Source organism: Thermopetrobacter sp. TC1 (assembly GCF_000746275.1).
In the GTDB taxonomy this organism is placed as follows: Bacteria; Pseudomonadota; Alphaproteobacteria; order Rhizobiales; family Aestuariivirgaceae; genus Thermopetrobacter.
Window position 1 is genome coordinate 763,922 of sequence record NZ_KN050828.1, and the last position, 13,763, is coordinate 777,684.

Here is a 13,763-nt window from a genome sequence, read left to right on the forward strand (position 1 = left end):
CTGTTACCGGCTTTGCAATGGGCCCTGTTTCAGCCCTTCTGTTCGCCTGTCTCTTCCTTTTGCCAGGATGCGATCGTCTCCAGCCATTCAGTCGCCATCTTCAGAACGTTGTCCGGCGCGGTGCCGCCGTAGCTGGTGCGGGAGGCAACGGAGTTGTCCACGCCAAGGACGGAATAGACATCCTCGCTGATGCGGGGCTCCACCGCGCGCATCTCCTCAAGCGTGAGATCGGAGAGATCGCCTCCCTTTTCCTCGGCCAGCGCCACCAGCCGGCCGGTGACATGATGGGCCTCGCGGAAGGGCATGTTCAGCTTGCGCACGAGCCAGTCGGCAAGGTCGGTGGCGGTGGAAAAGCCATGAGCGGCCGCCTCGCGCAGGCGTTCGGGCACAGGCTGCATGTCCTCTACCATGCCGCGGGTGACCTCAAGGACAAGAGAGAGGGTGTCCAGCGCCTCGAAGGCCGGTTCCTTGTCCTCCTGCATGTCCTTGGAATAGGCAAGCGGCAGGCCTTTCATCACCACGAGCAGGGTAACAAGGGCGCCAATAACACGTCCGGCCTTGGCGCGGACGAGCTCGGCGGCGTCCGGGTTGCGCTTCTGCGGCATGATGGAGGAGCCGGTGGCGAAGCTGTCAGAGAGGCGGATGAATCCGAACTGCGCGGAAGACCAGATGACCAGCTCCTCGGCGAAGCGGGAGAGATGCGTGGCGCAGATGGCGGCGGCGGCGAGGGTTTCCAGCACGAAATCGCGGGCGGAAACGGCATCGATGGAATTGCGCATGGGCCGGTCGAAGCCCAGGGCCTTCGCCGTCATGGCGCGGTCGATGGGAAAGCTGGTGCCGGCGAGGGCCGCCGCGCCCAGGGGGCTTTCGTTGAGGCGTTTGCGCGCATCAAGGAAACGGCCCCGGTCGCGAGAGAACATCTCGACATAGGCCAGCATGTGATGGCCGAAGGTAACGGGCTGGGCCACCTGCAGGTGCGTGAACCCGGGCATGACGAGATCATGGTGCTGCCGGGCCTGCTCGGCGAATGCCCGCATCAGGTTCTCGATCTGCAGGACGATGTGATCGATGGTGTCGCGCACATAGAGGCGGAAATCGGTGGCGACCTGATCGTTGCGGGAGCGGGCGGTGTGCAGCCGGCCGGCGGGCGGGCCAATGAGTTCGCGCAGGCGATCCTCGATGTTCATGTGAATGTCTTCGAGGCTTCGCCGGAATGTGAACTTTCCTGACTGGATTTCGTCAAGAATCTGGTCCAGACCCTTCTGGATGGCGGCGTTGTCCTCTTCGGATATGATGCCGCGCGCGGCCAGCATGTCGGCATGGGCCTTGGAGGCGGCAATGTCCTGACGAAAGAGGCGCTTGTCGAAATCGATGGAGGCGTTAATCTCTTCCATCAGCTCGGAGGGGCCCGTCTGAAAGCGGCCGCCCCACATCTTGTTGGCCATGGCATGCTCTCCGCACTTATCCAGAAAACAGGGAATGATACGATGACGACCTTTCAGGGCAGGACCAAATCTGCACACTTGCGTCTTTTGCCCCTCAAGGCGGCGTTGCTGGCCGTCGTGATCGGCATATACGGCCTTTTGGGGGGCGGGGGCAACATCCCCGCACTGGCGGAAGATGCAAACGCCCTGCGGGCGGCGGCCACGGGCGCCATGAAGCGGCTCATGATCAAGAGCACGCGCAAGGATGTGAGCGACCTCGTATTCTATGATGGCGAGGGCAAGCCGCATACCCTGAAGGAATGGAAGGGGCGGGTGCTGCTTGTGAACTTCTGGGCGAGCTGGTGTTTTCCCTGCCGCAAGGAAATGCCCATGATCGCGGCCCTGCAGGAGGCATTTCCGCGTGAAGATTTCCTCGTTATTGCCGCCTCGGAGGACCGCAAGGGCTACACATGGGCGAAGGAGGCGCTGGAGGATCTGAAGGCCTCCAATTTGTTGCTGCTCATGGATGAAGGGGCCTCGTCTCTTCTCAAGCTGGGCGAGCGGGGGCTGCCGGTGACCATTCTCGTGGACAGGCAGGGGCGCGAGGCGGCGCGCCTCATCGGTCCGGCGGAATGGAACAGCGAAGAGGCCAAGGCCGTGATCAAGGTCCTGATCGCCGAAAAGTGATTGCTGTGTGATCCCGATTGGTCATGGACAGGAGCATGGCGGCTGCGATAGGCCTGAACGGCACCGGCGAGGCGGCGCATCCGCTCCGGTAACGGGGAAAGAAGAGCCGTTCCATTCCTGATAGGGAGGCGCTTTCATGGCTTTCGAGGTTGGTCAGGTGGGGTTGTGGACCGCTTTCACAGGCGGCGTTTTGTCGTTTCTTTCTCCCTGCGTGCTGCCGCTGGTACCTCCCTATCTTTCCTACATCGCGGGCGTGAAGCTGGAGGATCTGACCGCAAGCGGTGATGCCGATGCGGCGGAACGGGCCAGGGCGGCGCAGAGGCGTGTGATCATCGCGGCCGTGCTGTTCGTGCTCGGCTTCTCCAGCGTTTTTGTGGCGATGGGGGCCTCGGCAACGGCGCTCGGGCAGCTGCTGCGCAGCTACATCCATATCCTCTCACAGGTGGCGGGTGTCATCATCATCATCATGGGACTTCATTTCCTGGGTGTCTTTCGCATTTCCTTCCTGCTGATGGAAAAGCGTCTGAACGTGAATGCCAAGCCGGCAACGGCCATTGGGGCCTATGTCATGGGGCTGGCGTTCGCCCTGGGGTGGACGCCCTGCATCGGGCCGGTGCTGGCGGCCATTCTGCCCATTGCCGCTTCCGAAGAGAGCGTGACCAAGGGCGCCTTGCTGCTCGCGGTCTATTCGGCCGGGCTGGGGGTACCCTTCCTTATTGCTGCCTTTGCCATTGACGGTTTTCTCGATTTCATGAAACGCATGCGCAAGTATATGGGCATTGTGGAAAAGGTGATGGGGGCGTTTCTGATCATCACCGGCCTTCTGTTCCTCACCAACAACATGCAGCTCATTTCCAACTGGATGCTGGAGATGTTCCCCGCCCTGCAGAACGTGGGCTGACCAATGACAAAGCGCGGATAGCTCCTGTGTCATCACGCGTTAACCATGAGTGGCGAAAGGCACGACTCTGGTTAGCAAGATATTGCTTTCGCGAGCGCTTTAAGCTTACATTAAGCATGAGCGGGGAGAATGCCTGCTGACGCTGCCCCATGATAGCCGCATTTGGCTGGCAGGAGATCCTCGGCCGTCCATGGGTGCGGATCGTGGATGTCATCCGGCGAGGGGAGAAGCGGACAGGATAAGGCTGTTCCTTCTCTTCACCGAAGCATAAGGCATCCGGTGGGCGATCCGGACCGCAAAGGCTGGAGAGGCCGGATGTGCGCGGCAGAGGCGGGAGCATCTCCGCGCGCCGTTCCCTGCGGAGGGGAGCTGCCAGATCGGCGGCCTTTCATGGAGCGTCTTGTGCAGCGATCTGGTCCAAGTCGTTCAGCAGGGGATGGGGATCGCCCCGTCAGTGTGCGTAATGATGCGTGAAATGTGTCGAGGGTCCGAAGGGGGTCGTGTGGGCGTTTTCGTGAAACAGGCCTTTCGTGTAGCCACCACCACTTCGGTCGTCATGGCCGTGTGGGCGAGCGTGGCCGCTGGTGCGCGGGCGGAGGAGCGCACCATATCCATGTATCATATCCACACGAAAGAGCGGATCACGGTCACCTACTGGAAGGATGGCCGCTTCATTCCGTCCGCCCTGAAGAAGCTCAACTGGTTCCTGCGTGACTGGCGCAAGAACAAGGCCGTCCGCATGGATCCGCGGACCATCGATCTCATCTGGAAGCTGCACGAGGATCTTGGCTCCAAGAAGCCAGTCTGGATCATCTGCGGTCACAGAAGCGCGGCCACCAATGCCATGCTGCGGCGCATCGGGCGCAAGGTGGCGAAGCGCTCGCGCCATATCACGGGGCAGGCCATTGATTTCCGTTTCCCTGACGTGCCCAACTGGAAGGTGCGCAATCTCGCCCTGGCCTATGGTATCGGTGGCGTCGGCTATTATGGCGAGGGACGCAACAGCTTCATTCACGCCGATACCGGCCGGGTGCGTCACTGGCCGCGGCTGCCCGCGCGCAAGCTGGCGATGATCAAGAAGCGCTGGCGTTCCTACATCGGTTATCGCTACCGGCGGCCGGGCGGCTTCATGATTGCGGCGGCGCGCCGGAAGGGCAAGGCCATTCAGGTGGCGTCCCGCAAAAACGGGCAGAAGCGCATCCTGAAACTGGCACGGGCTGAAAAGCCCGTGATAAAGGCCTCCGCGGCCAAGGGGCCGATCTCTCTGGTGCCGCTGCCGAAGGCGCGCAATCTCGTAAAGGGTGGGGTGCAGATGGCGATGGCGGTGCCGATGCCGCGGCCGCGCCCCTATGAAGTGCTCGTGCAGGCGGCGACGACGATGGAGATTTTGCCCGCCTCCGCACCGGCCAGCGAGACCAATTTTGCGCCGCGCAATCCGGCCCGGGATCAGCTGGGCATGATGATCGCCCGGGTGGCGCCCGAGGTTCTGGAGGGTGGCAACCGGCCCATGGCCATGGAGCCGACGCCGGAAGAGGATCTGGAGGCGCGGCGGCGGCCTGACGGCACCTTCTATCCGCGCGTGAACCGGGCGGGCAAAGGCGATCTGGCTTTGGATATCCTGGAAGGCCGGGCCCGCAATGTGCCGGTGATCGGCCTGCGCACGCTGTCCGATCCGCAGGTGATCAATGCCGCGCTCATGAGCGGCGACATGGAACGCATCAAGCGCTATTACGGCGCGCCCATTCCCATGGCGCGTCCGGCCCAGCAGGCCAACCGCGCGCAGAAAGGGGATCTGGCCGCAACCGCTCCCGACATGAACAAGGCATTCTCCGAGCAGAGGGTCAACCGCGTCGGCAAGGGAGACCTCATGGTGGAGCGGCTGCGCAAGATCTATGGCAAGCGCCGCCTGACGCTGGGCATGCTCGCAGCCGATCGTGATGATCTGCTGAAAGCGCAGCAGCCACTTTCCTTCCGCTGATACGGGGTGGGGTGCCGCCTCCTATATTGGCCTTCGCAAGCCTGTGTGACGACGGCCTTTGCGGCTGTCCGGCCCCTGTCGTGAATTCCGGATAAAGGCGGAACAGGCGACCTTTCCGCGGGAGATGAACGGATGTCCAATCCGGAACGTTTCGTCATTCTTCTGGGCGGGCCGCTGCATGTGACACCGCGGGTGAAGCGCCATGTTCAGGGGCGGCGGGTGATTGCCGCCGATGCCGGCGCTCAGCATGCGCAGGCGCTGGGCCTGGAGCCGGAGCTGTGGGTGGGTGATTTCGATTCTGCCGCTGAGGACCTGAAACGGCGGCTTGCTCATGTTCCGCAACAGACCCATCCCGTTGAGAAGGACATGACCGACGGGGCCATTGCTGTTGCGGAAGCCCTCAGGCGCGGCGGGCGTGATTTTCTGCTGCTCGGCGCCATGGAGGGGCGCACGGATCATGCGCTGTCCCATCTGCTCATGCTGGCCGATCTGGCGGAAGCCGGGCATAGGGCCATGGCGAGCAGCGGCCGGGAAGAAGCGGTCGGGATCGCACCGGGACGTCACGTCATCTCCCTGCCGGCAGGTGCCACATTCTCGCTTATCGGCTTTTCGCCCCTGCGTGGCGTGCACATGACCGGCGCGCGCTGGTCTTTGCGGGGCGAAGATCTTCCCTTTGCCACAACGCGGCCGCTTTCCAACGTGGCGGAAGGACCGATCGAGCTGACCATCGGCGAAGGCAGGGGCGTTCTCATCGCCGACTTGCGCAGCCTTTTGGAAACTGATTGACTGCTTTTTCCGGAGCAACAAAGAAAAGGGCGGCGGACATGACGGCGGCCTTGGAACCCGGGCGGCAGCAGCGGCGTGTGCTGCTGATCATTGGCGGCGGCATTGCCGCCTACAAGGTGTTGGAGCTCATTCGCCTTCTGCGCAAGGAGGATGTGAACGTTCTGCCTGTTCTCACCCGTGCAGGGGCGGAATTCGTCACGCCGCTGTCTGTGGCGGCCCTGGCCGGGGCGAAGGTGCATGAGGATCTCTTCTCTCTCACCGACGAGGTGGAGATGGGGCATATCGCGCTTGCGCGGGCGGCCGATCTGGTGCTGGTGGCGCCGGCAACGGCGGATCTGATCGCGCGTGCGGCGGCCGGGCTGGCCAATGATCTCGCCACCACCCTGCTGCTGGCGACGACGGCACCGGTGCTGATGGCGCCGGCGATGAATGTGCGCATGTGGCAGCATCCGGCCACACAGCGCAATGTGCGGCAATTGATGGCGGATGGCGTGACTTTCATCGGGCCCGAAAAGGGAGAGATGGCCTGTGGTGAGGAAGGGCCCGGGCGGATGACGGAGCCAGCGGATCTGCTGCATGCCGTCCTTGAGCGGCTTAACGAGGCGGAATTCCGCTTTTCCTCATCGGAAGAAAGGCCGCTTACAGGCCGGCACGTGTTGATCACGGCAGGGCCGACGCATGAGCCCATCGATCCGGTGCGCTATATCGCCAACCGCTCTTCGGGGCGGCAGGGGTTCGCCCTGGCGGAAGCGGCGCGGGATCTAGGCGCGCGGGTCACGCTCGTGCACGGGCCGGTCAATCTGCCATGTCCGGCCGGTGTGCATTGTGTGGCGGTGGAAACGGCGGAAGAGATGCTGCGGGCGGTGAAGGATGCCCTGCCGGCGGATGTGGCCATTTTTGCTGCGGCGGTGGCGGACTGGAAGGCGAAGCATACGGCCGATGCCAAGCTGAAGAAGGACGCGGAGAAGAATTCGTTCACTTTGGAGCTTGAAAAGAATCCGGACATTCTTTCCCATGTCGGGCATCTTGAAAAAGACAGGCCGAAACTGGTCGTCGGATTTGCGGCGGAAACGGGCGATCCGGTGGCCGCGGCACGGGAAAAACTGCGGCGGAAACGGGCCGATCTTATCGTGGCCAACGATGTTTCACCGCAAAAGGGAGTCATGGGAGGCAATTTCAACGAAGTGATCCTGGTCTCTGGCAAGGAAGAAGAACGGTGGCCGCGGATGATGAAAAATGCGGTGGCGCGGCGTCTGATGGAAAAGATTGCCGGGATCCTGCAGGATTCCGATAAGTGAATGCGGCGTCATCAATGATGATGAACGCCTTCTTTCATCTCTTTCTTACAAGTTTCCGCTGCGGGCAACCGGATTTTAAAGGATTTTTGTCATTTTCGGGCGTGATCCGTGCGGTCGATGCAAGGGACGTTCAACCGCTCCATATCGCATGACCGAACGGTCTTCGCATGACGTCAAGTTCTGGCCCCCGGTGACAAAGGCGAAGGCAGGTTCGATGATCACTATGCAGACTGTCCGCAAGTTTGTGAGACAATATCTTGAGGATGAAAGTGGTGCGGCCGCGATCGAGTACGGTCTGATCGTGGCTGGTGTGGCAATGGCCCTTTTTCCTTTTTTGCCCAATTTGAAAAGTTTCTACAGCGACATGTTCAAGGATTTCGCAAATACAATCAACAATATGATGCCCTGATCAAATGGGTCTCTCATGACCGCGGGGCAATTCTCCGCGGTCATGATCGACGTTTGACAGAAGTGTTTTCTCAATCCGATTGTTCCGCCTTTTTCTCTTCCCGGCGGGCCACGCCGACGAGAGCAGGGCGCAGGACCCTGTCGTGATGGGTGTAGCCTTCCTGAACCACCTGAACGATGGTGCCGGTATCGGCATCGGTATCGGTGACCTCGAACATGGCCTGATGGTAGTTCGGGTCAAATTTCTCGCCGTGTGAATTGATCTTGCGGATGTGATGACGCTCGAATGTGTTGAGCAGGTCCTTGAGCGTCATCTCCACACCCTCGACGAGCTTCTGTAGAAACTCGCCGCCTTCCTTGCGCTTTTCTTCCGGCACCGCCTCCAGCGCACGGGTGAGGTTATCGGCAACGGTGAGCATGTCGCGCGCAAACGTGGCGGCGGCATATTTCACGGCTTCTTCCTTCTCGCGCTCCAGCCGCTTGCGCAGATTATCCATGTCGGCCATCAGGCGCAGCACCTTGTCCTTCAGTTCGGCGTTCTCCGCCTGCAGGCGCGCCAGCTCATCCTGCGGCTGATCGCCGCTGGTCAGCTCTTGTGCATACTGTGCCTGTTCGGCCTGAGATTCAGGCTGTGCATCGCGCTGCTGCGCTTCCTGTGGCCCCTGCGTCCAGCCGGATGCCTGCTCATGGCCGGTCTGTGCGCTTGTGGATTCGGGTTTGCGGTCGTTGTCCTGCATGTCGGTTTCAGTCCCTTGACCCTGATGAATTCGGAATGCGTCTGCCTGAAGACACCACGCTTCGCTCGTGCCCTGATATCTGTATCTGTGGCCAGAAAATCAAGGCATGACGAAAAAATGCCCGCATGAAGGATGGACTGCGGGCCCGATTGCATGCGGTTTTTATGAGAGCAGGCGGGTTATGGCGCGTGCGGTATAGTCCACTACCGGGATGATGCGGGCATAATGCATGCGGGTGGGGCCGATGACGCCGAGCACGCCCACCACATCATGCCCGGCATCGCGGAAGGGCGCCACGATCACCGAAGAGCCGGAAAGCGAAAAGAGCCGGTTTTCGCGCCCGATGAAGATGCGCACACCCTCACCTTCCTCCGCGAGCGAGAGCAGCTCGGTGAAGCCGCGCTTTTCCTCGAGATCGGCGAAAAGCTGGCGCAAGCGGTCAAGATCGGAGGCCAGTTCCTCATCGGCAATGAGGTTGGCCTGGCCGCGGACGATGAGCTGTCTGTCATCGCCTTCGCCGGACCAGACGGCAAGCCCGCGCGCCACAAGCTGGGCAGCGAGATCATCGAGCTCGCGCCGGATTTCCTTGACCTCCTCATCCAGACGCTCGGCGATCTGGGAGATGGTCATGCCGCCGAAACGCTCGTTGAGGAAGTTGGCCGCCTGCTGGAGGGTGGATGTGGGCATCTCCGGCGGAATGGTGATGGCGCGATTTTCCACCGTGCCATCCTCGCCGACGAGAATGACCAGCGCGCGCTCCGGCGAGAGGCGCACGAACTCGATGTGGCGCACGGGCGGATCCCGCCGGGGAATGACAACGAGACCGGCGCATTGCGAAAGGCCGGAAAGAATGCCGGAGGTTTCCTCAAGGGCCTTTTCCACGCCGGCTGAGGGATCGATGCCGGCGAGCATGGCATCAATGCGCTGGCGGTCCTCCTCCGGCAGGATGGCCTCTTCCATGACGGCATCGACAAAAAAGCGCAGGCCCTTCTGCGTGGGCAGGCGCCCGGCGGATGTGTGTGGCGCGTAGATGAGGCCGGCTTCCTCAAGGTCTGCCATGACATTGCGCACGGAGGCTGGGGAGAGGTTGATCGTCGGCGCGCGCGAGATTGTGCGCGAACCCACCGGTGCGCCGGTGGCGATATAGGTCTCCACCAGCTGCCGGAAGATTTCGCGTGCGCGTTTGTCCAGTTCGGAAAAGCTGCCGATGTCCCTGTCCATGTGCTTCATGAGCCTTGCGCTGGTTTGTCGCGCCTCTTCATGGCCGCTTAATGGCGTTTCACCCGTCTGTTGACTTATGGGACGGGCATGGGAGACCGGCACACAGTATGTAGGAAGCGACATGACGCTCGCAAGCCCTGCTGCCGTTTGCGCCCAATGACGAAGGGTGGACGTCTTGCCCGATGGGGCGGCATCTGTCAGCCTGTGCCCTGAAGGGACAGGGAAAGAACGGGGAGAAGCAGCCATGGCCGCATCAGCGGAGGAGACGGCACCGGTTCTTGTTGAAAAGCGCGATGGCGTGAGCATCTTGCGTCTGAACCGTCCGCAGACGCTCAATGCGCTCAGCCGCGAGGTCATGAGCGCTCTGGTGCAGGCGCTGGCAGAAGCCGAGGCCGATGATGATACGGGCTGCATCGTGCTTGCCGGATCGGCGCGGGCCTTCGCCGCCGGGGCGGATATTGCCGAAATGCGCGGGCTGTCCTGGCCGAACGTGTGGGTGGAAGATTTTCTGGGTGACTGGGATCGCGTGGCGCAATGCCGCAAGCCGATCGTGGCGGCGGTCGCGGGTTATGCGCTGGGTGGTGGCTGTGAACTGGCCATGATGTGCGATGTCATCATCGCAGCGCGCAATGCCAAATTCGGGCAGCCGGAGATCAAGCTGGGGATCATTCCCGGGGCGGGAGGCACGCAGCGGCTGGTGCGCGCCATTGGCAAGGCGCAGGCCATGGACCTCATCCTCACCGGTCGTTTCATGACCGCCGAGGAGGCGCTGGCGGCGGGACTGGTCTCGCGGGTGGTGGATGACGAGGCGGTGATGGATGAGGCACTTTCCGTGGCCAAGACCATCGCGGGTCACTCGCGCACGGCGGTTCTTGCTGCCAAGGAGGCGGTGTTGCGCGCCTTTGAAACGCCGCTGGCGGAAGGGGTGCGCTATGAGCGGCGGCTGTTTCATGCGCTGTTTGCCACGCATGATCAGAAGGAGGGCATGGCGGCCTTTCTGGAGAAAAGAAAGCCCCGCTGGCGGGTTGGCAGCGGCGAAGGCGAAAAGTGAGGGCTTGCGAGTTGACGGATGACGGCCTGGCCGGTATAAGCCGGCGCACAGGCAAGGCCCGTTCCGATCCATGTCGGGACGGGCCGTTTCGGGCTTGTCGCCGCGATTTCACGCCTAAGGCTCGATCCTGAACGAGGCGGAGGCGATTGCGGGGCGCGGGCCCTCCTTGAAGAGATGCAGGAGCGTTCGCACAAAGGAAGGCGAAAGAGACCATGCCGAATACGAAAACCGCCAAGAAGGCCATGCGGCAGGCGCGGCGCCGCACCCTGATCAACAAGGCGCGCAAATCGCGGGTGCGCACTTTCGTGCGCAAGGTGGAGCGGGCCATCGAGGCCGGCGATCTGGCCGCGGCGAAAGAGGCCTTCCGCGCCGCGCAGCCGGAAATCATGCGCGGGGCGCAGAAGGGCATCATGCACAAGAACACCGCCGCGCGGAAAATCTCCCGCCTGCATCGCAAGATCAAGGCGCTGGAGATGCAGGCGCAGCAGGCCGAGGCTTGAACACGCGGTTTTCCTCCGCTGTCATTGCGCGCACGAGGTGGCGCTTTTTCGTAAGTGTCCTGAGCACTGGTGAAGCGCCTGTTTTGTACAGGCGCTGCGAAATCCGATACGGATCATGAAAAACGGGCCCTCTTGGGGGCCCGTTTTGTGTGCGTGGCTGAAAGATCCGGCGCTTTCGGGATCTGGCTGCGTGCTTAGCCTCAGTCGCGGAGAAGCTCGTTGATGGAGGTCTTGGCGCGCGTCTTTTCATCCACCCGCTTGACGATGACGGCGCAATAGAGATGCGGCGCCGGCTTGCCATTGGGCAGCTCGGTTTTGGAGCCGGGCATGGTGCCGGGCACGACCACGGAATAGGGCGGCACACGGCCATAGTAAATCTCGCCGGTTTCGCGATCGACAATACGGGTGGACTGACCGATGTAAACGCCCATGGACAGCACCGAGCCCTCGCCGACGATGACGCCTTCGGCCACCTCGGCCCGGGCGCCGATGAAGCAGTTGTCCTCGATGATGACAGGGCCGGCCTGCAGGGGCTCGAGCACACCGCCGATGCCGGCGCCGCCGGAGATGTGCACGTTCTTGCCGATCTGGGCGCAGGAGCCGACGGTGGCCCAGGTATCGACCATGGTGCCGGAATCGACATAGGCGCCAAGATTGACGAAGGACGGCATGAGCACCACGCCGGGAGCGATATAAGCCGAGCGGCGCACGACACAAGTGGGCACGGCGCGGAAGCCGGCGCGACGGAAGTCTTCCTCCGTCCAGCCCTCGAACTTGGAGGGCACCTTGTCCCACCAGGCCGCTCCGCCCGGGCCGCCGGGGATGAGAGTCATGTCATTGAGGCGGAAGGAGAGAAGCACCGCCTTTTTCAGCCACTGATTGACCACCCACTCCCCGTCAATTTTCTCGGCAACGCGCACCTTGCCGGAATCGAGCAGGTCAAGGGCCTCCTCCACGGCCTCGCGGATCTCGCCGGTGGTGTTCGGCGTGATCTCGTCGCGGTTTTCGAAAGCCGTCTCGATGGTGTTCTGCAGGTCTTCGTAGCTCATGTTCTCTCCTCAACGGGGCTGTCGCTCGTTTGTGGTTCCGTGATCAGACTGGCACCGGATATGCGGCGCAGGAATGATCCGAGATCATCGGTAATGAAATGCACATAAGGGGCATCGCGGTCGCCATGGCGGTCGTTGATGCAGCAGCCGTCCACGTTGTCGGGGTGATCAACGAGCACGGTGCGCATGCCCATCTCGTGCGGCTCCTTGAGATTGCGGGCGATGTCCTCGAACATGGCGGCCCTGCGGGGATGGATGCGGGTGCGTTCGAGGAAGGTCGCATAGGTCTCGGGGAAAGGCTTGGGCAGGAAGTCGGCATCAACGATGTCGAACACTTCATCGACATGATGGGTGATGCCCAGTTGCTGCATCACGGCCTCGGCATGGGCGCGGGTGCCGTTGGTGAACACCCACTTGCGGCCGGGCAGGGCGGCGAGGGCGGCATCAAGCGCCGGGTCAGGGCGGATGTGAGAATAATCGATGTCGTGCACGTATTCGAGAAAGGCGTGCGGATCGGCCCCGTGCTCCTTCATCAGGCCGCGCAGGGTGGTGCCATAGCGATAGAAATAATCCTTCTGAATACGGCGGGCGGTTTCGCGATCAATGTCGAAGAGACGGGCGATATATTCGCCCATGCGTGCGTCGATCTGGTCGAACAGGCGATAGTGGGCGGGATAGAGCGTGTTGTCGAGATCGAACACCCATTCACGCACGTGCGAAAAGTGCGCGGAAAGATCGGCCGCGGGCCGTGTGGCTCTGCTCCTGCGCTGCACGCCGCCGCTCATGCATCCCCTCCCTTTTCGCTGATGCGGGTGCCGACGCCATGGGGCGTGAACAACTCGAGCAGAACGGCATGAGGCACACGGCCATCGAGAATGACCACACCCTCCACACCACCCAGCACAACCTCAACCGCCGAGCGGGTCTTGGGGATCATGCCGCCGGTGATCACGCCTTCGTCAATGAGGCGGTCCACATCCTGGATGGACAGTTCGGGAATGAGGTTGCCTTCCGGATCGAGGACCCCCTCGACATCCGTAAGCAGCAGAAGGCGCTTGGCCTTTAACTCCTTTGCGATGGCGGCGGCGAAGGTATCGGCGTTGATGTTGAGGGTTTCGCCTTCCGGGGAGATGCCAATGGGCGCGATAACGGGAATGGCATGCGAGGCGATGAGGGTATCGAGAATGTCGGTGTCGATATGCACGGGCTCGCCCACGAAGCCGAGGTCGATGACCCGTTCGATGCCGGAGACAGGATCGGTCTTCTTGCGCTGCAGCTTGCGGGCCAGGCAAAGCTTGCCATCCTTGCCGGAAATGCCCACGGCCTTGCCGCCCATTTCCTGAATACAGGCAACGACGGACTTGTTGATGGAGCCGGAAAGCACCATCTCCGCCACCTCCACCGTCTGGGCGCAGGTGACGCGCAGGCCGTCCTCGAAACGGGTGGCGATGCCGAGGCGCTCAAGCATGCGCCCGATCTGCGGGCCGCCGCCATGAACGATAACGGGATGAATGCCGGAGAGCTTCAGCTGCACGATGTCGGCGCAGAACTGGCGGGCCAGCTCGGCATTGCCCATGGCATGGCCGCCATATTTGATGACCACGGTCTGGCCGGCATAGCGCTGCATGAACGGCAGGGCATCGGCCAGAACGGCGGCAATCTGCGCGCGGGACAAGGGCTCGGTGTTCTCGCTCATGTGCGATCCGTCGCTTGGGCCCATGAT

At 62.1% G+C, this 13,763-nt stretch carries 14 protein-coding genes; 8 read left to right on the forward strand and 6 right to left on the reverse strand.

All coding sequences use genetic code 11. The features are described from left to right. Positions 1-29: 29 nt before the first annotated feature. The gene (argH, locus tag EK16_RS07130) at positions 30-1,445 is read right to left on the reverse strand and encodes an argininosuccinate lyase (RefSeq protein ID WP_038035540.1); all 1,416 of its coding nucleotides are present in this window, start codon (positions 1,443-1,445) and stop codon (positions 30-32) included. A gap of 42 nt (positions 1,446-1,487) precedes the next feature. Between argH and EK16_RS07135 the strand changes: the two genes are divergently transcribed. The 6 genes from EK16_RS07135 (at position 1,488) to EK16_RS07160 (ending at position 7,483) form a co-directional block, all read left to right on the forward strand. Beyond that, entirely contained in the window at positions 1,488-2,111 is a 624-nt protein-coding gene (locus EK16_RS07135; protein ID WP_197059641.1) for a TlpA family protein disulfide reductase, read from the forward strand. A 136-nt stretch (positions 2,112-2,247) separates the two neighbouring features. Beyond that, a complete protein-coding gene (locus EK16_RS07140) occupies positions 2,248-3,012 on the forward strand; it encodes a cytochrome c biogenesis CcdA family protein (protein ID WP_051929046.1) in 765 nt (254 codons plus the stop codon). 502 nt (positions 3,013-3,514) lie between these two features. Then, on the forward strand, positions 3,515-4,990 hold the full coding sequence (locus tag EK16_RS11520; RefSeq protein ID WP_051929047.1) for a peptidoglycan L,D-endopeptidase MepK: 1,476 nt from the start codon (positions 3,515-3,517) through the stop codon (positions 4,988-4,990). A 132-nt stretch (positions 4,991-5,122) separates the two neighbouring features. Continuing rightward, complete coding sequence (locus tag EK16_RS07150) at positions 5,123-5,776, forward strand: thiamine diphosphokinase (RefSeq protein ID WP_038035541.1); 654 nt, start codon at positions 5,123-5,125, stop codon at positions 5,774-5,776. Between the two features lie 38 nt (positions 5,777-5,814). Beyond that, a complete protein-coding gene (gene coaBC / locus EK16_RS07155) occupies positions 5,815-7,074 on the forward strand; it encodes a bifunctional phosphopantothenoylcysteine decarboxylase/phosphopantothenate--cysteine ligase CoaBC (protein ID WP_038035542.1) in 1,260 nt (419 codons plus the stop codon). A gap of 148 nt (positions 7,075-7,222) precedes the next feature. Next, positions 7,223-7,483: a Flp family type IVb pilin gene (locus EK16_RS07160; protein WP_038035543.1), complete on the forward strand. Its 261-nt coding sequence runs from the start codon at positions 7,223-7,225 to the stop codon at positions 7,481-7,483. A gap of 70 nt (positions 7,484-7,553) precedes the next feature. Here the strand turns inward: EK16_RS07160 and grpE are convergent, their stop codons facing one another. Together grpE and hrcA are read right to left on the reverse strand one after the other, a co-directional pair. After that, positions 7,554-8,219, reverse strand: coding sequence for a nucleotide exchange factor GrpE (gene grpE, locus EK16_RS07165; protein WP_081910342.1), 666 nt, complete (start codon positions 8,217-8,219; stop codon positions 7,554-7,556). 162 nt (positions 8,220-8,381) lie between these two features. Further along, positions 8,382-9,449, reverse strand: coding sequence for a heat-inducible transcriptional repressor HrcA (hrcA, locus tag EK16_RS07170; protein ID WP_038035545.1), 1,068 nt, complete (start codon positions 9,447-9,449; stop codon positions 8,382-8,384). A gap of 235 nt (positions 9,450-9,684) precedes the next feature. On the opposite strand from hrcA, the gene EK16_RS07175 reads away from it, so the two are divergent. Continuing rightward, a complete protein-coding gene (locus EK16_RS07175) occupies positions 9,685-10,491 on the forward strand; it encodes an enoyl-CoA hydratase-related protein (RefSeq protein WP_038035546.1) in 807 nt (268 codons plus the stop codon). Between the two features lie 212 nt (positions 10,492-10,703). Continuing rightward, positions 10,704-10,991: a 30S ribosomal protein S20 gene (gene rpsT / locus EK16_RS07180; RefSeq protein ID WP_038035548.1), complete on the forward strand. Its 288-nt coding sequence runs from the start codon at positions 10,704-10,706 to the stop codon at positions 10,989-10,991. Positions 10,992-11,191: 200 nt separating this feature from the next. Here the strand turns inward: rpsT and dapD are convergent, their stop codons facing one another. The 3 genes from dapD to argB are packed head-to-tail and all read right to left on the reverse strand — an operon-like array spanning position 11,192 to position 13,736. Further along, entirely contained in the window at positions 11,192-12,040 is an 849-nt protein-coding gene (gene dapD, locus EK16_RS07185; protein ID WP_038035550.1) for a 2,3,4,5-tetrahydropyridine-2,6-dicarboxylate N-succinyltransferase, read from the reverse strand. Further along, positions 12,037-12,825 carry a pyrimidine 5'-nucleotidase gene (locus EK16_RS07190; protein ID WP_081910343.1) on the reverse strand — a complete coding sequence of 263 codons (789 nt, stop codon included), beginning with the start codon at positions 12,823-12,825 and terminating at the stop codon, positions 12,037-12,039. Before EK16_RS07190 ends, dapD begins: the two co-directional genes overlap by 4 nt. Then, positions 12,822-13,736: an acetylglutamate kinase gene (argB, locus tag EK16_RS07195; protein WP_038035552.1), complete on the reverse strand. Its 915-nt coding sequence runs from the start codon at positions 13,734-13,736 to the stop codon at positions 12,822-12,824. The genes EK16_RS07190 and argB overlap by 4 nt, the downstream gene beginning before the upstream one ends. Between the last annotated feature and the right edge of the window lie 27 nt (positions 13,737-13,763).